The sequence below is a fragment of the Phenylobacterium terrae genome (genome assembly GCF_042681205.1).
GTDB classification, from domain to species: Bacteria; Pseudomonadota; Alphaproteobacteria; order Caulobacterales; family Caulobacteraceae; genus Phenylobacterium; species Phenylobacterium terrae.
Genome location: NZ_JBHUEY010000006.1, coordinates 586188 through 605214 on the forward strand (window position 1 = coordinate 586188; position 19027 = coordinate 605214).

At 71.3% G+C, this 19027-nt stretch carries 22 protein-coding genes; 11 read left to right on the forward strand and 11 right to left on the reverse strand.

Annotated features, from left to right (window positions below; genetic code table 11):
• Positions 1-21: 21 nt before the first annotated feature.
• Positions 22-381 (forward strand): hypothetical protein, encoded by a 360-nt coding sequence (locus tag ACFSC0_RS17340; protein ID WP_377282120.1) that lies wholly within the window; start codon positions 22-24, stop codon positions 379-381.
• Here ACFSC0_RS17340 and ACFSC0_RS17345 read toward each other — a convergent pair.
• Together ACFSC0_RS17345 and ACFSC0_RS17350 are read right to left on the reverse strand one after the other, a co-directional pair.
• Positions 378-869 (reverse strand): EF-hand domain-containing protein, encoded by a 492-nt coding sequence (locus ACFSC0_RS17345; protein ID WP_377355213.1) that lies wholly within the window; start codon positions 867-869, stop codon positions 378-380. The two genes, ACFSC0_RS17340 and ACFSC0_RS17345, sit on opposite strands and share 4 nt — an antisense overlap.
• A 77-nt stretch (positions 870-946) precedes the next feature.
• Complete coding sequence (locus ACFSC0_RS17350; protein ID WP_377282122.1) at positions 947-1423, reverse strand: RcnB family protein; 477 nt, start codon at positions 1421-1423, stop codon at positions 947-949.
• Positions 1424-1548: 125 nt separating this feature from the next.
• Between ACFSC0_RS17350 and ACFSC0_RS17355 the strand changes: the two genes are divergently transcribed.
• The 4 genes from ACFSC0_RS17355 to ACFSC0_RS17370 all read left to right on the forward strand — a co-directional run bounded on the left by ACFSC0_RS17355 (position 1549) and on the right by ACFSC0_RS17370 (position 3826).
• Complete coding sequence (locus ACFSC0_RS17355) at positions 1549-2355, forward strand: acyl-CoA thioesterase domain-containing protein (RefSeq protein WP_377282123.1); 807 nt, start codon at positions 1549-1551, stop codon at positions 2353-2355.
• A gap of 6 nt (positions 2356-2361) precedes the next feature.
• Positions 2362-2745 carry a DUF2784 domain-containing protein gene (locus ACFSC0_RS17360; RefSeq protein ID WP_377282124.1) on the forward strand — a complete coding sequence of 128 codons (384 nt, stop codon included), beginning with the start codon at positions 2362-2364 and terminating at the stop codon, positions 2743-2745.
• A gap of 534 nt (positions 2746-3279) precedes the next feature.
• On the forward strand, positions 3280-3486 hold the full coding sequence (locus ACFSC0_RS17365) for a hypothetical protein (protein WP_377282125.1): 207 nt from the start codon (positions 3280-3282) through the stop codon (positions 3484-3486).
• Between the two features lies 1 nt (position 3487).
• Complete coding sequence (locus ACFSC0_RS17370) at positions 3488-3826, forward strand: hypothetical protein (protein WP_377282126.1); 339 nt, start codon at positions 3488-3490, stop codon at positions 3824-3826.
• On the opposite strand, the gene ACFSC0_RS17375 is transcribed toward ACFSC0_RS17370, so the two are convergent.
• From ACFSC0_RS17375 to ACFSC0_RS17390, 4 genes are all read right to left on the reverse strand, one after another.
• Positions 3823-4353: a sigma-70 family RNA polymerase sigma factor gene (locus tag ACFSC0_RS17375; protein ID WP_377282127.1), complete on the reverse strand. Its 531-nt coding sequence runs from the start codon at positions 4351-4353 to the stop codon at positions 3823-3825. The genes ACFSC0_RS17370 and ACFSC0_RS17375 overlap by 4 nt on opposite strands.
• A 213-nt stretch (positions 4354-4566) precedes the next feature.
• Positions 4567-4887: a peptidase inhibitor I78 gene (locus ACFSC0_RS17380; protein ID WP_377355214.1), complete on the reverse strand. Its 321-nt coding sequence runs from the start codon at positions 4885-4887 to the stop codon at positions 4567-4569.
• Positions 4884-5330, reverse strand: a complete 447-nt coding sequence (locus ACFSC0_RS17385) for a DNA polymerase III subunit chi (RefSeq protein WP_377282129.1) — start codon at positions 5328-5330, stop codon at positions 4884-4886. Before ACFSC0_RS17385 ends, ACFSC0_RS17380 begins: the two co-directional genes overlap by 4 nt.
• A 22-nt stretch (positions 5331-5352) precedes the next feature.
• Positions 5353-6837, reverse strand: coding sequence for a leucyl aminopeptidase (locus ACFSC0_RS17390; protein ID WP_377282130.1), 1485 nt, complete (start codon positions 6835-6837; stop codon positions 5353-5355).
• A 128-nt stretch (positions 6838-6965) separates the two neighbouring features.
• Here ACFSC0_RS17390 and lptF point away from each other — a divergent pair, with 128 nt between their 5' ends.
• From lptF to rsmA, 6 genes are all read left to right on the forward strand, one after another.
• The gene (gene lptF / locus ACFSC0_RS17395; RefSeq protein WP_377282131.1) at positions 6966-8105 is read left to right on the forward strand and encodes an LPS export ABC transporter permease LptF; all 1140 of its coding nucleotides are present in this window, start codon (positions 6966-6968) and stop codon (positions 8103-8105) included.
• Positions 8102-9205: an LPS export ABC transporter permease LptG gene (gene lptG, locus ACFSC0_RS17400; RefSeq protein ID WP_377282132.1), complete on the forward strand. Its 1104-nt coding sequence runs from the start codon at positions 8102-8104 to the stop codon at positions 9203-9205. The genes lptF and lptG overlap by 4 nt, the downstream gene beginning before the upstream one ends.
• A gap of 72 nt (positions 9206-9277) precedes the next feature.
• Positions 9278-11653: an LPS-assembly protein LptD gene (locus tag ACFSC0_RS17405; protein ID WP_377282133.1), complete on the forward strand. Its 2376-nt coding sequence runs from the start codon at positions 9278-9280 to the stop codon at positions 11651-11653.
• Between the two features lie 31 nt (positions 11654-11684).
• Positions 11685-13037: a peptidylprolyl isomerase gene (locus ACFSC0_RS17410; RefSeq protein WP_377355215.1), complete on the forward strand. Its 1353-nt coding sequence runs from the start codon at positions 11685-11687 to the stop codon at positions 13035-13037.
• Positions 13034-14041: a 4-hydroxythreonine-4-phosphate dehydrogenase PdxA gene (pdxA, locus tag ACFSC0_RS17415; protein WP_377282135.1), complete on the forward strand. Its 1008-nt coding sequence runs from the start codon at positions 13034-13036 to the stop codon at positions 14039-14041. Before ACFSC0_RS17410 ends, pdxA begins: the two co-directional genes overlap by 4 nt.
• Positions 14038-14862, forward strand: coding sequence for a 16S rRNA (adenine(1518)-N(6)/adenine(1519)-N(6))-dimethyltransferase RsmA (gene rsmA / locus ACFSC0_RS17420; RefSeq protein ID WP_377282136.1), 825 nt, complete (start codon positions 14038-14040; stop codon positions 14860-14862). Before pdxA ends, rsmA begins: the two co-directional genes overlap by 4 nt.
• Here rsmA and ACFSC0_RS17425 read toward each other — a convergent pair.
• The 5 genes from ACFSC0_RS17425 to ACFSC0_RS17445 form a co-directional block, all read right to left on the reverse strand.
• Positions 14859-15686, reverse strand: a complete 828-nt coding sequence (locus ACFSC0_RS17425) for a CAP domain-containing protein (protein ID WP_377282137.1) — start codon at positions 15684-15686, stop codon at positions 14859-14861. The two genes, rsmA and ACFSC0_RS17425, sit on opposite strands and share 4 nt — an antisense overlap.
• 260 nt (positions 15687-15946) lie before the next feature.
• Positions 15947-16264, reverse strand: a complete 318-nt coding sequence (locus tag ACFSC0_RS17430) for a hypothetical protein (RefSeq protein ID WP_377282138.1) — start codon at positions 16262-16264, stop codon at positions 15947-15949.
• A 137-nt stretch (positions 16265-16401) separates the two neighbouring features.
• On the reverse strand, positions 16402-16992 hold the full coding sequence (locus ACFSC0_RS17435; RefSeq protein ID WP_377282139.1) for a hemerythrin domain-containing protein: 591 nt from the start codon (positions 16990-16992) through the stop codon (positions 16402-16404).
• Positions 16993-17147: 155 nt separating this feature from the next.
• Complete coding sequence (gene acuI, locus ACFSC0_RS17440; protein ID WP_377282140.1) at positions 17148-18143, reverse strand: acrylyl-CoA reductase (NADPH); 996 nt, start codon at positions 18141-18143, stop codon at positions 17148-17150.
• A 9-nt stretch (positions 18144-18152) separates the two neighbouring features.
• On the reverse strand, positions 18153-18986 hold the full coding sequence (locus ACFSC0_RS17445; protein ID WP_377282141.1) for an enoyl-CoA hydratase-related protein: 834 nt from the start codon (positions 18984-18986) through the stop codon (positions 18153-18155).
• Between the last annotated feature and the right edge of the window lie 41 nt (positions 18987-19027).

Here is a 19027-nt window from a genome sequence, read left to right on the forward strand (position 1 = left end):
GCGGGCCTGCGAGGGGAACGCATGAGACGCAATGCGCTGCTGATGGGCGCGCTGGCGATGGCGTTGAGCGCCTGTGTCAGCTCTCCGAAGGAGACGGTGCTCAATCTCGACACCACGGACCGCAAGTGGACGTCCAAGCGGTGCGTCGCCGCGCGCAAGGCGGTCGCGCACTACAACGACCTGGAGAGGGAGCGGGGCCTGCTCGGCTTCGTCGGCAACATCGCCGCGCCGTTCGCCGGCACGGCCGCCTCGCTGGCGCTGAGCGCGGCCAAGGACAAGGAGCGGGCGCGGCTGAACCACGAGGTGCGCGCGGCCTGCATCTCAGACCCGCTGAAGGGCCGGCGGGTGGCCGGCAAGGGGCGCCGGCTGGCCAGTCGCTAGCCGCCGCCGCGCATCCTTTCGAAGGCGGCCCGGCGCTCGTCGGCGGTGACGGTCCCGTTCCCGTCCGCGTCCATCCGTTCGAAGCGGGCGCGGGCCTGGGCCTCCATCTCCGCAAGCGTGACCTGGCCGTCGCCGTCGGCGTCCGCCCGGGCGATCATGGCGCCGCCCCGTCCAGGCCCGCGGCCTTCGCCGCCGCCGAACTGAGCCCGCATCGCCTCGCGTTCCTCGGCCGTCACCTTGCCGTCGCCGTCCTGGTCCATGCGCGCGAAGCTCGCCCGGCTGCGCTCCAGCATCTGGTCGAGGGTCTGGTCGCCCAGCGGGCCGAATCCGCCCGGCGGCCCGGCGTCCGGCGCCGGCGCGGATGCGGCGGGGGCCGCAGGCGCGTCGGCCGTCTCGGCCTCTTCGGACGGGCTGCAGCCGCCGACGCCCATGGCCAGGGCGCAGCCGGCGATCAGGAAGGCTCGCACGATGGTGATCTCCGCTTCCAAGCTCGAGGCGCACATCAAGCGCCGCGCAGGTTTCGCCCGCGCGGCGCCTTGTTTCCCGGCCGCAACGGCCGCCGCTCCTAGCGGAGGATGTCGGCCAGCACCTGGGTGATGAGGCCGCTCGCCAGCGACGTCAGCAGCACGTCGTCGTCGTGGCGGACGTAGCCGTAGCCGCGGGGCGGCGGCGGCAGGCGGTAGGCCCGGTAGTCGTGGATGATGTAGCGGCTGGAGCGGTACTCGGCCGGCAGGTACTGGCCGCGCGACCAGCGCCGCTGCGCCCGCTCATACTTGCGCTGGGCCTTGTAGTAGTCGCGCTGCGCCTCGCGCAGGTCCTTGGCGCGCTCGCGCTGGTCTTCGCGCCAGTCCTTGTAGGCCTCGCGTTCGCGCTCGCGCAGTTCCTTGGCGCGCTCGCGCCGCTCCTTGCGCCAGTCGTCCCAGTCGTCGTCATCATCGATCAGCACGACGCCCGGGAAATTCTTCAGCGGCTGGGCCTGGGCCGCAGCCGCGCCGGTCAGCGCCACGGCGGCGGCGGTGAAGGCGAGCAGGGTGCGTCTCATCGGTCTCTCCATGGCTGACGGAGCAGTCTGACGCCGCAGGCCTGAGGCTTTGCGGAACGCCCCGTTCATCGGCGGTTCAACCTCGGCCTCGCCGGGCCCTCGGGAATCCGCCATAAGCGCCCGCGATGTCCAACGAACCCTTCTTCACCCGCGACGGCGAGCGCTTCGTCCCCACCCAATCCGCCAGAGGCCCCTGGGATCCCAAGTCCCTGCACGGCCGGGTCATCGTCGGCCTGCTGGGCGCCGAGATCGAGCGCCGCCATGGCGAGCCCGACCTGATCCCGGCCCGGCTGACCGTCGACATGTACCGGCTGCCCGACCTTTCGCCCGTGGAGGTGACGACGCGCATCGTGCGCGACGGCTACCGCATCAAGGTGATCGACGCCGAGTTCTTCTCGGGCGGGATCAGCATGGCGCGGGCGACCTGCCAGCTGCTGCGCCGGAGCGCGCCGCCGGACGGGGTCGTCTGGAGCCCGCCGAACTGGGAGGTCCCCACCCCCGAGAGCATCGAGCCGCCGCCGGACCGGCGCGCCGGCATGGGCGGGATGTGGGCGATGCGCCCGATCAGCGGCGGCATGGGCTATTTCGGGCCCAAGCGCACCTGGATGAAGGAGGTCCGCGACTTGGTCGAGGGCGTCCCCCTGACGCCGTTCGTGCGGGTGGCCGGGGCCGCCGACTTCGCCAGCCCGTTCGCCAACGCCGGCGACAAGGGCCTGGGCTACATCAACAGCGACGTGACCCTATATCTACACCGGGTCCCGACCTCGGAATGGATCGGCTTCGAGGTCGTCAACCACCAGGCGAGCGACGGCGTGGCGATCGGCGAGACCTTCCTCTACGACGAGAACGGGCCGATCGGCTCGGCCGCCGTCTGCGCCCTCGCCCAGAAGCGCGCCCCGCAGCCGCCGCCGCCGCCGCCGGCCAGGGACTAGGCGGCCATGGGCCGGGACGACGCCGCCCAGCTCGTCCTCGCCGTCCACCTGCTGGTGATCGGCTTCAACCTGTTCGGCCTGGTCGCGACGCCGCTGGGCGCCTGGCGCGGCTGGGATTTCGTGCGGATCCGCTGGTGGCGCGCCCTGCACCTGATCTCCATGGCTGCGGTGGCCGTGCAGGCCCTGTTCGGCCGCGCCTGCTTCCTCACCGACTGGCAGGCGGCGCTGGCGGGGGAGCCGGGCGACGCCGAGCCGCTGATCGTCCGGTGGGTCAACCAGGCGGTCTACTGGCCGATCCCGCTGTGGGTGTTCACCGCCGGCTACGTGGTCCTGCTGGCCTACGTCCTGCTGCTCTGGCGCCTCGTCCCGCCGCGGCCCTGGCGGGGATGACCCCAGCGGCTGCGACGGCTCACCACATGGCGAAAAAGTGGCGAATGTTTAGAACGGCGGTATCGCATTTGCGGTCCTGGCGCGCTGGCGGCGAGCCTTGGCTGCACTGTTCGGGGGAACAGAGGGAGGAGCGTCCCGGGCTTCGGCCAGGGGCGCTCCTTTCCTTTCCGGGGCCTGCCCTTGCGGGCGCCAGCGTCGGCGCCTAACTGCCCCTCGAGGGCTGCAGCGGTCTACGACGGCCCATCGGCGCGCCAGTTCCGGTCCCATTCGGACGGTGGGTCGAAGCATTCCGTAAGGGTGCTTATACGCTGCAGCCCTTACTTATCCACAGCCCGCGACTCGTATGGCGCCAATCTAGACGCGAGTCCGCCGCAATCTCGCCTTTTCCGTAAACATTGCTCGACAGATCGCTTGCGGCCTCACCGCCGTAAACGAAGCGTCCCCCCATTCAGGTCGTCGTCAGGTCGAATCGAGGCACGTAAGGGAACCGTAAAGCTTGCCGAGCGCTGAGTTCGCAAAAGCGCGAGGATTTCGATGGTCCAGTACGCGGTAGCCCTTAAGAACGGCGAATGGAGCGTCTTCCAGGACGGCGAGGTGCTTGCTCATGACCTGACGCGGTCTGCGGCGATCCAGATGGCCAAGGAACTTGCGTTTGAAGCTGAGGAAAGAGGCGACACCGTGGAGCTGCTGATCCAAGGCTACTACGGCGAACTCACCCGCAAGGTCTCCGGTGGAGACTAGGATGCCTTCGCTGCACGCCCGCACCCGCCGGTTGTCCGGCCGCTCGCGCCCACTGCGGGCATTCGCCGCCTGGGCCTGCCTGCCTGACTCGTCACATTATGGCTTGGGGGGCCCTGTGACGAATATCATGGCGGCCAAGACGCGTAAGACCACCAAGGCCAAGAAGGCAGCCGTCTCCGAGAAGCTCCGGGCGATGGTCGAAGACGTCGAGCGCTGGCCGCTCTCCGAGCAACTGCTCAAGACGCTCGACGAGCTCGACGACGGCCCCGGCGCGGAGTCCTCGGCGGACAAGCCGGCCCCCGCGGCCACGCCGAAAGGGAAGAGAAGGAAGAAGACCTAGTCTTCCGACATCGCCTGGGCTTCCCCGGCCAGCTCGAAGCCGATCAGGTCGGCGAGCGACGCCCGGGCCCGCTTGACCCGGCTCTTCATGGTGTTCACCGGACAGTTGCAGATTCGCGCCGCCTCCTCGTAGCTCATGCCCGAGGCGGCGACGAGCAGCAGCGCCTCGCGGGCGTGCGGCCGCAGCTGTTGGAGCGCCTGCAGCATCTCGCCGTAACGCAACCGCCATTCCTGGTTCGGTCCGGCCGCCAGGCGCGCCGCATGGTGGCCGTCGACGTCCTGCGTCGTGCGGCTGCGGATCACCGTCTCGGACAGGAAGGCGTTGCGCAGGATGGTGAAGAGCCAAGCCTGCAGGTTCGTGCCCGCCTCGAAGCTGGCGCGGGCGCGCCAGGCCTTCATCAGGGTCTCCTGGACAAGGTCGTCCGCCTCCACGTTCGAGCGGGCCAGGCTCATGGCGTAGGCCCGCAGCCGCGGGATGAGCGCGATCACCTCGCGCCGGAACGCCTCTTCCTCGATGGTCTCCTGCATGGAACGGGCCTTAAGCCCTGCCGCGCGCCGCATCGGGCGCAGGCACACACTCGACCGTTCTGGTCGTACGCATCGCCAAGCTCTCTCCCGTGCCGGCGCTTGAGCGGCCGCAGAGGCCCGCTCGTCACTGGGATGAAGCCTACGGGTACGAGGGTGACGCGTTGCTGAACGGGGCGTTTCAGACGGCGTTCATCGAACGCGGTATTTCAAAGCTCAGCCGCACTTCACCTCGCGGATGATCCCCGTCGCCGCGTCGAACAGGAAGTTCAGCCGCCGCGGATTGTGGTCCATGGTCATCGGACAGGTGGTGCAGACCACCCGCTGCTCGGACGGATTCACCGGGACCGGGATCTCGCTCCGCGGCCGCCCCACCAGGTGCTGGTGATCGCGCGCGCGGCACAGGTCGCTCGGCGGCGGGGGCGGCGGCGGCGGCGGAGGGGCCGACGGCGGCCCGGGCGGCGGCGCGGGCGGCGGCGGCGAGGCGCAGCCCGCAACGAGCAACAGCAGTCCCACAGCGGCCAGCTTCGCCTTCATGCCTGCTTCTCCCATCCCCTGGCGGCCTGCCGCCAGTAGGAACAACTATAGCCCCGCGCCTTTGCCTGGCTCCACTGCGCCCTGGCGGCGGTCAGTGCAGGCTCGTCGCGGCCGTCGAACAGTACGATGCAACGCTCGTAGCCGTCGATCTCTCCGAATTCGGCGCCGTCCAGCAGGAACAGCGCCTGGGCGCCGTTGTGGTTCTCGGACCCGGTGGTGAGCAGGATCGGCTGGCGCTCGGCCTGCGGCTCGCCGGCCAGGCCATGCGGCAGGAAGCTCTCGTCGCGATAGCTCCACAGCCAGCCGTCCAGATGCTCCACGCGATCGGCGGAGGCGGCCCGCACCAGCGCGCGCCAGCCGCGGGCCAGGGTCTTCTCGAGAAGCTCGGGAAGCACCTGCTCCAGGCCGCTGCGCTCCAGATGGTAGAACCAGACCTCCGTCACCGCGCGCTCCCGCCGACCGGCGTCAGGCCTCGTAGCGGTCGGCCACCATCCGGTTCAGCAGCCGCACGCCGTAGCCCGTCGCCCCTTCCGGGATGGTCGGAACCGTCGACGGCTTCTTCCAGGCGGTGGAGGCGATGTCGAGGTGGGCCCAGGGCAGGCCGTTGACGAACCGCTGCAGGAACAGGGCCGCGGTGATCGATCCGCCCGGCCGACCGCCGGTGTTCTTCATGTCGGCCGCAGCGCTCTCGATCTGCTTCTCGTAGGCGCCAGGCAGCGGCATGCGCCACAGCCCCTCCCCTTCCGCCTGAGCGGCGGCCAGCAGGTTGTTGGACAGCTCGTCGTTGTTGGAGAACAGGCCGGCGAAGTCGTTGCCCAGCGAGATGATGATCGCGCCCGTCAGGGTGGCGAGGTCCACCATGAACTTCGGCTTGAACCGCTCCTGGCAGTACCAGAGGGCGTCGGCCAGCACGAGGCGGCCCTCCGCGTCGGTGTTGATCACCTCGATGGTCTGGCCGGACATCGAGGTGACGATGTCGCCGGGACGCTGGGCGTTGCCGTCGGGCATGTTCTCCACGAGGCCGAGGATGCCGACCGCGTTCACCTTGGCCTTGCGGCCCGCCAGCACGTGCATGAGGCCGGCCACGGCGGCGGCGCCGCCCATGTCCCACTTCATGTCCTCCATGCCGTCGGCCGGCTTGATGCTGATGCCGCCGGTGTCGAAGCAGACGCCCTTGCCGACGAAGGCGACCGGCTGGGCGTTCGCATCGCCCGCGCCGTTCCAGCGGATGACCACCAGCTGGCTCTCGCGCACGCTCCCCTGCCCCACGCCCAGCAGGCTGCCCATCCCGAGCTTGGTCATCTCGGCCTCGCCGAGGATCTCCACCTCCAGGCCGAGCCGCTCGAGCTCCTTCACGCGGCGGGCGAACTCGACCGGATAGAGGATGTTGGCGGGCTCGGAGACCAGGTCGCGGGAGAAGGCGATGGCGTCGGCCAGCGCCGCCAGCGGCGCGAAGTCCGACAGCGCCGCGTCCGGATCGGCGGCCACGATCTGGGCCCGGGTGACGGTCGGCTTCTTCTCGGCCGGCTCCTTGGTGCGGTAGCGGTCGAAGCGGTAGGCGGCCAGGCGCACGCCCAGGCCCGCGCGGGTCGCCCGCGAGGCGGCCGCTTCCGGAAGGCGCAGGCGCAGCACCTCCAGGCCCGAGGTCTTCACCGCGTTGTAGGCGCTGGCGGCGGCATGCTCGACGGCCACGTCGTCCAGGGCCTCGGCCTTGCCGGCGCCGACCAGCAGCACGCGGGCCGCGCCCGCCTCGGCCGCGCCGAGCAGGTCGAGCACCTGGCCCTTGGCGCCAGTGAAGCGCGCCGCGCCGAGGGCGCGCGAGATCGCCCCGCCGGTCCGCGCGTCCAGCGCGCCGGCCTCCCCGGCCAGGGGCTCGCCTTCCAGCACCACCAGGGCCAAGGCGCTACGCTCTGCGAACGGGGCGTCGGCCCCAACGAATTCGATATCCATACCGGTCTCTTGCACAGGGTCGGGGTGGGCCTGCCGCTGCGCCGGTTGCGCCGGGCGGCGGCGGATGATTTAGAACAGCTTCACGGCCGGGGCGCGCCGAATCTCCCAGGAGAGAGCGAAAAAATTCGATGGCCCTGATCGACCGCTATCTCCTGAAGCAGCTGCTGGGGCCGACGATCCTGGCCACGCTGGCGCTGACGGCGGTGGCGCTGCTCAGCCAGAGCCTGGCCGCGCTCGACATCATCGTGAGCCAGCGCCAGACCGCGCTGGTGTTCGGCAAGATCACCCTGCTGGCCATGCCGCAGCTGATCAACATCGTGCTCCCGATCGCCCTGTTCGTCGCCGCCCTGGTGGCTCTGAACCGGCTGCACACCGAGCAGGAGATCGTCGTCTGCTTCGCCGGCGGGATGAGCCGGGCCCGGGTGCTCGCCCCCGCCATGCGGCTGGCCAGCGTCGTGGCCCTGATCGCCCTGGTGATGAACCTGTGGGTCCAGCCGGCCGCCTCGCGGGAGATGCGCCGGACGGTGTTCAACGTGCGGACCGACCTGGCCTCCACCCTGGTGCAGGAGGGCGAGTTCACCCAGCCCGCGCCGGGCCTGACCGTCTACGCCCAGTCGGTGGGCGCCGGCGGACGGATGCGCAACCTGTTCATCCACCAGGAGAAGGCCGACGGCGGGACCACGACCTACACCGCCGACCAGGGCCAGATGGCGAGCCGCGCCGGAAAGCCGGTGCTGGTGCTGCAGAAGGGCTCGACCCAGGAGTTCAGCCGCGACGGGGTGCTGCAGTTCCTGGCCTTCCAGGAGTACGTCTTCGACCTGGGGCCGCTGTCCGAGACGACGGAGCTGGTCCACTACAAGCCCTCGGACCGCTACCTGCACGAGCTGTTCTTCCCCGACCTGACGCAGATCTGGGAGCAGAACAACCGGCTCGACCTGCTGGCCGAGGGCAACCGGCGGCTGGCGACGCCGCTCTACAACCTGGCCTTCATGTCATTGGCCCTGTGGGCGATCATCGGCGGCGGCTTCAGCCGGCTCGGCTACGGTCGGCGCATCGCCATCGCCAGCGCCACGGCGGGGGGCGTTCGCATCCTTGGCTTCATCGTGGAAGCCGGTTGTGAATCAGAGGCCTGGCTCAACATCTTCCAGTATCTGATCCCGCTCGGGACGATGATCATCGCCCTCCGCGCCCAGTTCAGGCAGCGGGCCTCCCGCTACATCGACATCCGGCAGCGCCGCGCGCCCGTGGTGGGGGCGACGCCGGCATGATCCGCGTCGGCGCCCTCGAACGTTATGTGATGACGCGCGCCTTCGGCGGCGTCGGGGCGGCCCTGGCGGTGATCGCCTCGGTGGTCGTGCTGGTGCAGTTCGTGGACCTGTCGCGCTCGGTGGGCGTGCGCGCCGACACCACGGTCGCCCAGCTGTTCGGCCTCACCCTCCTGCGGGCGCCGTCGGTGATCCTGGTGCTCCTGCCCTTCATCTTCCTGTTCGGGGCCATGGCCGCCTATGTCGGCCTGAACCGGCGCAGCGAGCTGGTCGCGATGCGCGCGGCCGGCGTCTCGGCCTGGCGGTTCATCCTGCCGACGGCCGGCGCGGCCCTCCTGGCCGGCGCCATCGCCGTGGGCGCGATCAACCCCCTCGCGGCGGCGCTGAACGCCCGCTTCGAGCGCGAGCGCGCCGAGCTGATGGAGAACTACCTGACCGACGTGCCCAAGGAGGTCTGGCTGCGGCAGGGCGACGCCAACACCCAGATCGTCATCCACGCCCGGGCGCGGGACATGGTCGAGGGGGTGGTGCGGCTCAAGAAGGTGTCGCTGTTCATCTACCAGAAGAACGCGCAGGGCCTGCTGGAATTCCGCCGCCGGCTGGAGGCCGAGGAGGCCCGGCTGATGCCCGGCTTCTGGGACCTGCGGAACGTGCGCGAGGCGACCGCCGGCGAGCGCAGCGTCCGCTCCGAACGGCTGACGATCCGATCCAGCCTCGACAGCGAGGGCGCGCTGGAACGGTTCTCCTCGCCCGAGGCGATCGCCTTCTGGCGGCTGCCGAGCGCCATCCGGCTGACCGAGCAGGCCGGCTTCACCGCCGCCCCGTACGAGCTGCGGCTGCACCAGCTGCTGGCGACGCCGGTGCTGTTCGCGGCCATGACCATCCTGGCGGCGGCCTTCTCGCTGCGCCTGGCGCGCCTGGGCGGCCTGGGCGGGCTGGCCGGCGCCGGCGTGGCGCTGGGCTTCGTGTTCTTCTTCTTCAACGAGTTCGCCGGCGCGCTGGCCGAGGCGGACATCATTCCGCTGATGCTGGCCGCCTGGGCGCCGCCGCTGGTGGCGTTGCTGTGCGGCCTCACCCTGCTCTGCTACACCGAAGACGGTTGAATCGCGCGCCGTCCGGCGGCTATCCATCGCCAAGGCGGCGGGCCGCTTCGAAGTTGGGGAACCCACGATCTCATGAGTTCGCTTCGGCGCCTGGCGTCCACCTCGGCCAAACGCGTCCTGCTGGCGGGCGCCGCGTGGGCGATTCTGTCCGGCGCGGCGGCTTACGCTCAGGCGCCGGAGGCCCCCGGCCCGGACGGCCTGCGTCCCGACGAGCTGTACATGGAGGCCGACCTCGTCACCTATGACGACAAGGCCGGCGTCGCCACGGCGACCGGCGAGGTCGAAGTGCGCTATCAGGGCCGGACCCTGCGGGCCAACGAGCTCGTCTACGAACAGACCCGCGGCGTCATCACCGCCCGCGGGAACGCCCAGATCCTCAACGCCGACGGGACCAGCGAGTACGCCGACGAGATCGTCCTGGACGAGGACCTGAGGGCCGGCGCCGCGATCGGCTTCTCCGCCCGGCTGCAGCAGAATGTGAAGATGGCGGCCGCCACGGCTGTCCGCCGTGACGAGACCCACCACGAGCTCAACCGGGCGATCTACACGCCCTGCGACATCTGCGAAGGCGACGAGCCCAAGACGCCGACCTGGTCGATCCGCGCCGACCGCGTGGTGCAGGACAAGGATCGCCAGATCGTCTGGTACCGCAACGCCGTGATCCAGGTGTTCGGCGCGCCGGTGCTCTACCTGCCGGTCTTCTGGCACACCGACCCGCAGGCGCAGCGCAAGTCCGGCCTGCTGCCCCCCAAGGTCGGCGTCTCCGACCGGCGGGGGCTGTCCTACGAGCAGCCCTACGTCCAGGTGATCTCGCCCTACTCCGACCTGGTGATCAGCCCGCAGATCAACACCGAGGTGAACCCCTTCCTGAACCTGCACTATCGCAAGCGGTTCTACTCCGGGACCATCGATGCGCGGGTCGGCTACACCTACGAGCAGGACTTCGACGGCGACGGCGACCGCTTCGGCGACGACACCAACCGCAGCTACATCCTGGCCTCGGGCGCGTTCCGCCCGGCCGACCACTGGCGCTGGGGCTTCACGCTGGAGCGCACGTCGGACGACTTCCTGTTCGACAAGTACGAGGTCGGCGACGTCTTCCAGTCGCGCGGCCCCTTCGTGGCCGACGACCGGCGGCTGATCTCGCAGGTCTACGCGATCCGGCAGGACCAGCGCTCCTATCTTTCGCTGGCGGCGATGAGCATCCAGGGCCTGCGTCCGGACGGGTCGCGGCCGCCGATCGTCCTGCCCGACGGCGAACGGCTGGTGCAGGCCGAGAACGACCGGACCTTCCCGGGCATCGCGCCGCTCATCGAGGGCCGCTGGGAGCCCGAGCAGAAGATCGCCGGCGGGCGGCTGCGGCTGCGCGGCAGCGCGGTGGGCCTGATCCGCGAGCAGTCGCACCTGACGCTGCCGGGCCAGATCGCCAGCACCGTCGACACCCCCTACGCGCCGGGCCTGGACAGCTTCCGCTCCACGGTCGAGGCCGACTGGCGGGCCAGCTACACGACCTCGGCGGGCCTGCGCGTCGACCCGTTCGTCCAGGCCCGCTTCGACGCCTACCGGCTCGAGGATGTGCCGGGCCGCGACTTCGGCTCGGACAGCGTGACCCGCGGCCTCGCCGTGGCCGGCGTCGACGTCAGCTGGCCGTTCTATCGCAGGTTTTCGACGGCCACCGTGGTCCTCGAGCCGGTCGTCCAGCTGGCCGTCTCGCCGGACGCGCAGCAGGTCGAGATCATCCCGCCGCTGGCGGCCTCGGGCGGCTACCCGGCGACCGCGGCGACCTACCTCAACGAGGACAGCCTCGCCTTCGAGTTCGACGAGACCAACCTCTTCCGGGCCAACAAATTCCCCGGCTTCGACCTCTACGAGGACGGTGCGCGGCTGAACGCCGGCGGGCGGGCCTCGGTGCTGTGGGACGACGGGCGGCGGGCCAGCTTCCTGCTCGGCCGCAGCTTCCGCACCGAGCGCAACGACGTGTTTCCGGCCCGCAGCGGGCTGCAGGAGCGCAGCTCCGACTGGGTGGTGGCGGCCGACGCCCAGCCGTTCCGCGGCGTCTCCTTCTTCGGCCGGGCCCGCCTGGACGGGGAGACGCTGGACGTCCGCCGGGCCGAGTTCGGGGCGAACGCCAGCACCAGCCGCGGCTACGGCTATATCCGCTACCTGCGCAACGACCTCGACCTGCAGGGAAACCGCCGCGAGAACCTCGACTTGGGCGGGCGGCTGACGCTGCATAAGAACTGGGGCGTGTCGGCCTACGGCAGCCGGGACGTGCAGCAGGGCGCCTGGGTGGTCCGCGACCTCGGCGTCTTCTACCAGGACGAGTGCACCGTCTTCGAAGTGATCTACCGCCGCGAGGATGCGGTATCTGGCCGCCTTGGCCCCTCGGACTCGATTGCTATACGCCTAACGCTCGCCACATTGGGCGAACCTATCTATGCCGACTGACCAGACGCGGCGGTTCGGCCGCAACCCAGGAATGATCTCGTCCATGATCCATGCGCCGAAAGCCCGGGGGCGGTTCGCCCGCGGCGCGGCCCTCCTCGCCGCCCTGTGCGCCGCCGGCGCGCCCATCGCCGGCTCGGCCCAGACCGCCGAGGCGCCGGCGGCGCCTGCGCCCGTCCAGCCGCAGGGCATCTCGGAATCGGTGGCGGCCGTCGTCAACGACGACATCGTCTCGACCTTCGACCTCGCCCAGAGGATGCGGCTTTTGATCGCCACCTCGGGCGTCCAGCCGACGGAGCAGAATCTTCCGCAGTTTCAGCGTGAAGCGCTGATCTCCTTAGTCGACGAGCGGCTCCAGTTCCAGGAGCTGCGCAAGGTCGAGCGGGAGCAGAAGATCGACATCATCGCCTCCGACGAGGAGGTCGACGAAGAGCTGGCCCAGCTGGCCCGCGGCAACAACATGACCCCCGAGCAGTTCAAGGCCATGCTGTCTGCCCAGGGCGTCGAGCGCTCGCTGCGTGAACAGCTGCGCGCCCAGATCAGCTGGATGCGCTGGATCCGCGGCCGCTACGGCTCGCGCCTGCGCATCGGCGAGGACCAGATCAAGGCCGTGCAGGCCAACATCGCCGCCTCGGCCAACAAGCCCTCCTACCAGATCAGCGAGGTGTTCATCGACGCCGCGCGGGTCGGCGGCATGGAGAACGCCGTGAACGGCGCCAACCAGCTGGTGACCCAGATGCAGCAGGGCGCGCCGTTCGCGGCGGTCGCCCGCCAGTTCTCGGCCGCGCCGACCGCCGCCGCGGGCGGCGACGCCGGCTGGGTCGCCGCCGGCGAGATGGCCCCCGAACTGCAGACCGCCCTCGACCAGATGCGGCCTGGCCAGCTGTCGCGGCCGATCCAGGTGAAGGACGGCGTCTACATCATCTACCTGCGCGACAAGCGCTCGGGCGCCGCGGCCACCCTGGTGCGGCTGAAGCAGGCCGCCGTCGCCCTGCCCGCGGAGGCGTCGCAGGCCCAGGTCGCCGAGGCGACCGCCAAGCTCGAGCAGGTCCGCGCCAAAGCGCCGACCTGCGACAGCCTGGAGACCGTGGCCGCCACCGTTCCTGGGGTGATCGCCGGCGATCTCGGCGAGGCCGAGCCCAAGGACCTGTCGCCGGCCTTCCGGACGGCGGTCGAGACCCTGGCGGACGGCCAGTTCTCCGGCCCGCTGCGCACCCAGGCGGGGCTGCACGTTGTGGCCGTCTGCGGCCGCCGGGCCGGCGGCGCCGCGGCCGAGCAGGTCAGCCGCGAGCAGATCGAGAACCGGCTCTACGGCCAGCAGCTGACCATGATCTCCCGCCGCTACATGCGCGACCTGCGCTCCTCGGCGACGATCGAGACGCGGTGAAGCTGGGGCCCCTCGCCCTCACGCTCGGCGAGCCGGCGGGAGTCGGCCCGGAGATCATCGTCAAGGCCTGGAACCAGCTCCGGGCCGGCGGGCCGCCGTTTGTGGTCGTCGGCGACTTCCAGTCGCTGGCCGCCGCCTCCTCGGCGGGGTCGGCGATCCTGCGGCGGGTGATCTCGCCGGAGGACGCGCCGCGGCTGTTCCCCGACGCCCTGCCGGTGCTCGACATCCCGCTGCAGGCGCCGGTCGTCGCGGGCCGGCCCTCCCCCGCCGCCGCGCCGCAGGTCGTCCGCTGGATCGAGACCGCGGTGGGCCTGGCCCTCTCCGGCGCCGTCTCCGGCCTGGTCACAGCGCCGATCGCCAAGGCGCCGCTGTACGCTGCCGGCTTCAAGTTCCCCGGGCATACCGAGTTCCTCGGCGAGCTGACGGCGGCGGCCAATTACGACGGGGCCCGCGGCCCCATCATGATGCTGGCGGTCCCGGGGCTGCGGACCACGCTCGTGACCATCCACGAGCCGATCTCGCGGGTGCCGGCGCTGTTGACCATCGAGCGGATCGTCAACGCCGGCCTGGTCACCGCCCAGGCCCTGCGGCGGGACTTCGGCGTCGCCGCGCCGCGCCTGGCCGTCGCCGGCCTGAACCCGCACGCCGGCGAGTCCGGCTCGCTCGGCCGCGAGGAGATCGAGATCGTGGGCCCGGCCATCCGGGCCCTGAAGGACCTCGGGGTCGACGCCAGCGGCCCCTGGCCGTCGGACACGCTGTTCCCGGAGGAGACGCGCCGCCGCTACGACGCGGCCCTGTGCCTGTACCACGACCAGGCGCTGATCCCGGTGAAGATGCTGGACTTCTGGGGCGGGGTGAACGTCACCCTGGGCCTGCCGATCGTGCGCACCTCGCCGGACCACGGCACGGCCTTCGACATCGCCGGCCGTGGCGTCGCCCGGCCCGAGAGCCTGATCGCCGCCATCCGGCTGGCCGACGAGATCGCGCGCCGGCGGGCGGGATGAGCGCGCTGGCCGACCTGCCGCCGCTGCGCGAGAGCCTCGACGCCCACGGCCTCCTGGCCCGCAAGAGCCTGGGCCAGCACTTCCTGCTGGACCTCAACATCACCCGTAAGATCGCCCGGCTGGCCGCGGTCGGCGAGGGCGACCTCGTGATCGAGGTGGGGCCCGGCCCGGGAGGGCTGACCCGGGCGCTGCTCGAGACCGGCGCCGAGGTGGTCGCGATCGAGAAGGACGAGCGCTTCCTGCCGCTGCTGCAGGAACTGGCCGCCGCCGCACCCGGGCGGCTGCGGGTCGAGCACGCGGATGCGCTGGCCGCGGACGAGGCGGCCCTGGCCGGCGGCCGTCCCGCCCATGTGGTCTCCAACCTGCCCTACAACGTGGGCACGCCGCTGCTGGTGAAGTGGCTGACCGGCGACTTCCGCCCGGCGGCCATGACCCTGATGTTCCAGAAGGAGGTGGCCCAGCGGATCGTGGCCGCGCCGGGCGCCTCGGCCTACGGCCGGCTCGCGGTCATCGCTCAGGCCTGCGCGGACGGCCAGATCGTCATGGACGCCCCGGCCCGCGCCTTCACCCCGCCGCCCAAGGTGGATTCCGCGGTGGTCCGACTCACCCCTCGCGCGGACCGGCCGGCGCCCGCCCGGCTCGACGCCCTGCAGGCCGTCACCGCCGCCGCCTTCGGCCAACGGCGCAAGATGCTGCGCTCGAGCCTGAAGCCGCTGGGCGGCGAGGCGCTCTGCGCGGCCGCGGGCGTCGATCCTGCGCGGCGGGCCGAGACGCTTAGCGTCGCCGAGTTCCTGGCGCTGGCCGACCAGCTCGGCCGCTAGAGACGCACGAAGATCGGGCCCCAGAGGATCTGGGTCCCGCCAGGGACCGGCCGGTGCGGCCGCAGCTGGTAGACGCCGCGCGGCAGCGCGAAGTCCTCGCCCGTGGGCCAGGGGCCGGCCATCCGCCGCTCGCTGATCGGATCGGTGAGCTCGAAGTCCCGCAGCTCGGGTCGGGCGCTGGCCACGGCCCGCACGAGATCGGCCTCGTCCTCGAGGCGGAAGGGCGCCGGCTGGGCCAGCGTCCCGTCGGGCCGGGCGTAGAGGCCGACGGCGATGGTCCGCCGTCCGGCCTGGACCACCCCGAAGGCCGCGTGGGTGTGGGTGGGCAGCATGAGGCCCGTCCAATGCGGACGGCTCTTGCGCCAGACCCCCATCAGGTCCGACGCCGTGGGCGGCGCGCCGCCGGTGCGGACGGCGATGTTCTCGCTGGTGGAGGCCAGCAGGCGACGGGAAAGCAGCGACAGCCGGTGCGAGGGATCGAACCCCTCGGGCGAGAGGTGCTCCACATAGCCGCGGGCGGCGAGGTCGGCGGCGTGCGCCCGGGCTGCGAGCGCCAGTTGCGCGCTCCACTGCAGTTCGCCCCGGCCGGCGGCGTGGCGGACGGCGTTGGTTTCCGCGAGCAGCGCCTCGGCGGTCCCGGCCTGGAACCGGCCGCCCCCGGCGTCGCCGAGGCGTCCCCTGAGGCGGGCTTCGTAGTCGAGCCAGGGCTGGGGCTCGCCCGGTCGCAGCGCCGCGTGCGCCAGCGCAGGCGCGCAGAGCGCCAGGGCGAGGCCGCCGAGCAGGCGGCGGCGGTCCGGGGTGGCGAAGTGGGGGAGTGTGGACACGCTCGGATCGGCTGCCGGGACGCCGGCGGGGCGCGTCCGATGATCAAGGCGCCGGCCGATCAGCCGCTCCGATCCAGAGGGGCTGGGGGGGCTGTTCAGGTCCAGACCTTCACGTCCGACCGACCGACGATGAGACCATCGCCGCCCCGTATGGCCGCCGCAGGCCCGGATAAGGGCCATTTCTGGACCCCCGGCTGAAGGGGACGCGCAGGGCGCCTGCCAGAGCGCACGCTCCAGCGGGCGCCCCACGCGACCCGACACTATTTGGCGGCGTCCTTCGCCGCGTCCGCGGCGTCCTTGGCCGCTTCGCCCGCCTTCTCGGCGGCGTCGCCGGCCGCGGCCGCGGCCTCGCCGGCCTTCTCGGCGGCCGCGTCGGCGGCGGTCGCCATGGCGTCGCCCGCGCCTTCGGCGGTCGCGGAGGCGTCCGCGGCCATGCCCTCGGCGGCGCCTTCGGTGGTCGCCGCGGTCTCGCTGGTGGCCTCGGCCGCCTCGTCCTTGGCCTCTTCGGCCTGGTTCTGCTGGCAAGCGGTGAGGCTGAGGGCCAGGGCGGCCGCAGCCGCCAAAGTGAGAATCCGCATGATTGGTCTCCCTGATGAGGCCAGGTCGCGCAGGCGCTCTTCGGACCTCGCGTGGGCCAGGCCCGAGCCCTGCTCCGCCGGGCGCGCAAACATCGTTAGGCGCCAAGCGGCGCCGTGTCCACGTCCGGGCGTCGGCGTCAGGGAGCGCGCAAGCCCGGCTGCGGCCCGGGCGCGGCCCCGTCCGCGGGCAGATCGCCCCCCTCCTCCGCGGTCGGCTGTTCGACCCCGAGGAAGGTCCGCGTCTCGGCCGGCGGCAGGCGGCCATCCTCGGCCTCGCGCATCAGCTCGACCTTGCGCGCGGCGATCTCCTCGCCCAGCGCGCGCAGGTCGAGGTCGGCCTTCCGGGCCTGGACGAACAGCCCATTGCGCTCGTCCTCCTCCTCTTCGACGTGGTGCTCGATGGCTTCCCTCAGCACCTTCACCTTGGCGGTGTAGAAGGCCTCGTCCGCCCAGCCGGCCTCGATCTCCTTGACCAGCACCTTGGCCGCGTCGTGCTCCACATAGGCTTCGTCGAGCAGGTCATCGTCCACCTTGCCGCGCACGCTCGGGTAGAAGATCTCCTCCTCGAGGACGGTGTGGACCTTCAGCTCGCGGCAGATCTTCCGGGCCAGCGCCTGCCTCTCCTGGTCGGCCCCGGCGGCCTCGAACTGGGAGAACAGCCCCTCCACCGTCCGATGGTCCTCCATCAAGAGGTCGATCGCGTCCTTGGACATCTCGTGCTCGGGCATCGCAGGCTCCCTCTGTTGGGACGCCAACGCCTAGGGGGCGCAGATGCTCCCCCCATCCGGTGGCCGGTTGCGCGCAGCTACCTGTCACCCACCGCCGGGACAGGTGACAGGCAGGCCGCAGCGCGTCCCAACGAGGGTGCCCCTGAACGGAGGCCTCAGCCGTTCACGTCGATGACCATCCGGCCGCGCACCTTGCCGTCGAGGATCTCGCCGGCGAGGCGCGGCAGGTCGCCGAGCGCGGCCTTGCTGGTCATGGCGTCCAGCTTGTCGAGGTCGAGTTCGCGGGCGAGCCGGCCCCAGGCCGCGGCCCGGTCGGCCTTGGGCCGCATCACGCTGTCGACGCCCATGAGGGTGACGCCGCGCAGGATGAAGGGGGCGACCGAGGCCGGGAGATCCATCCCCTGGGCGAGGCCGCAGGCGGTCACCACCCCGCCGTAGCGGGTCTGGGAAAGGACGTTGGCCAGGGTGTGGCTGCCGACGGCGTCCACCGCGCCGGCCCAGCGCTCGCGCGCCAGCGGGCGGCCCGGGCCGGAGAGCTCGTTGCGGTCGATCAGGTCCGCGGCGCCGAGCCCGCGCAGATAGTCGCCCTCGGTGTCCTTGCGGCCGGTGGAGGCCACCACCCGATAGCCGAGGCCCGCCAGCAGGGCGACCGCGACGCTGCCGACGCCGCCGGCTGCGCCGGTGACCACCACCTCGCCCTTGTCGGGCGTGACGCCGCCCTTTTCCAGGCCCATGACGCAGAGCATGGCGGTGTAGCCGGCGGTGCCGATGGCCATCGCCTGCTCGGTCGTAAGGCCGGCCGGCAGCTTGACCAGCCAGTCGCCCTTGACCCGCGCCTTCTGGGCGTAGCCGCCGTGGTGGGTCTCGCCGACGCCCCAGCCGTTCAGCACCACCTTGTCGCCAGCCTTGAACTCGGGGTGGCTGGAGCTCTCCACCTCTCCGGCGAAGTCGATCCCGGGGATCAGCGGCCAGACCCGGACCACCGGCGAGCGGCCGGTCAGGGCAAGGCCGTCCTTGAAATTGACGGTCGAGAACTCGACCCGGACGACGACGTCGCCGTCCATCAGGTCGGCCGCGGTCAGGTCCTCGAAGCGGGTCTCCTGGCCGGCGTCGGTCTTGTGGACGCGCAGGGCGCGGAAGGTGTCGCTCATGTCAGTCTCTCAACCCGCCTTTTCCGGAGCCTTCAGGCCGAAGCGCTCGCCTTTCCTGCCACGCACCGCCAGGTCCACCGTCGCCAGGCGTTTGACCCCTTCGACGCGCATGGTCGAGCCGGGCATGTACATCATCGCCTGGTAATCGCCGAGGCTGTCCTCGACCGCGTTGGTGAAGCCCTGGTGGTCCTGGGCCTTGTTCATCTGGATCTTGGCCATCCGCAGGGCCTCGGGGCTGTTCTCGGCCACACGACGGGCCCAGGCGTAGGTCTCGCGCTCCAGGTCGGCCTTGGGCAGCACGCGGTTCACGAAGCCGTAGCGGGCCGCCTCTTCGGCGGAGATGAACCGGCTCTCGAAGCACAGCTCCTTGGCCCGGCGCACGCCGATGTCCCAGGGGATGGAGTTGTACTCCACGAAGCCGCCCAGGAACTCGGCGTCCTCGGCGGCGAACACCACGTCCATCGCCGCCGCCAGCATCCAGCCGGCGTAGATGCAGTAGCCCTCGACCATCGCCACGGTGGGCTTGGGGAAGTTGCGCCACTTCAGGAGGAGATCGAGATTGTACTTCTTGAACTGGTCGTAGCGCTCGATGCCGTCGCGGGCCCCCAGGCTGCGGCGGTAGGCCATGCCCTCCTCGGAGCCGAGGTCGTGGCCGGTGGACCAGACGCCGTTCGAGCCGCGCACCACGACGACGCGGACGTCGCGGTCCGCCTTCGCCAGCTCGAAGGCGCCGTCGATCTCGTCCAGCATCCGGTAGTCCTGGGCGTTGCGGACCTGCGGCCGGTTCAGGGTGATGGTCGCCACGCCAGCGTCCGTACCGTACAGTATGGTCTGGAAGTCCACGCCTCCGCCTCCCTCTGCATTTGTCATTGGATCGACAGTAG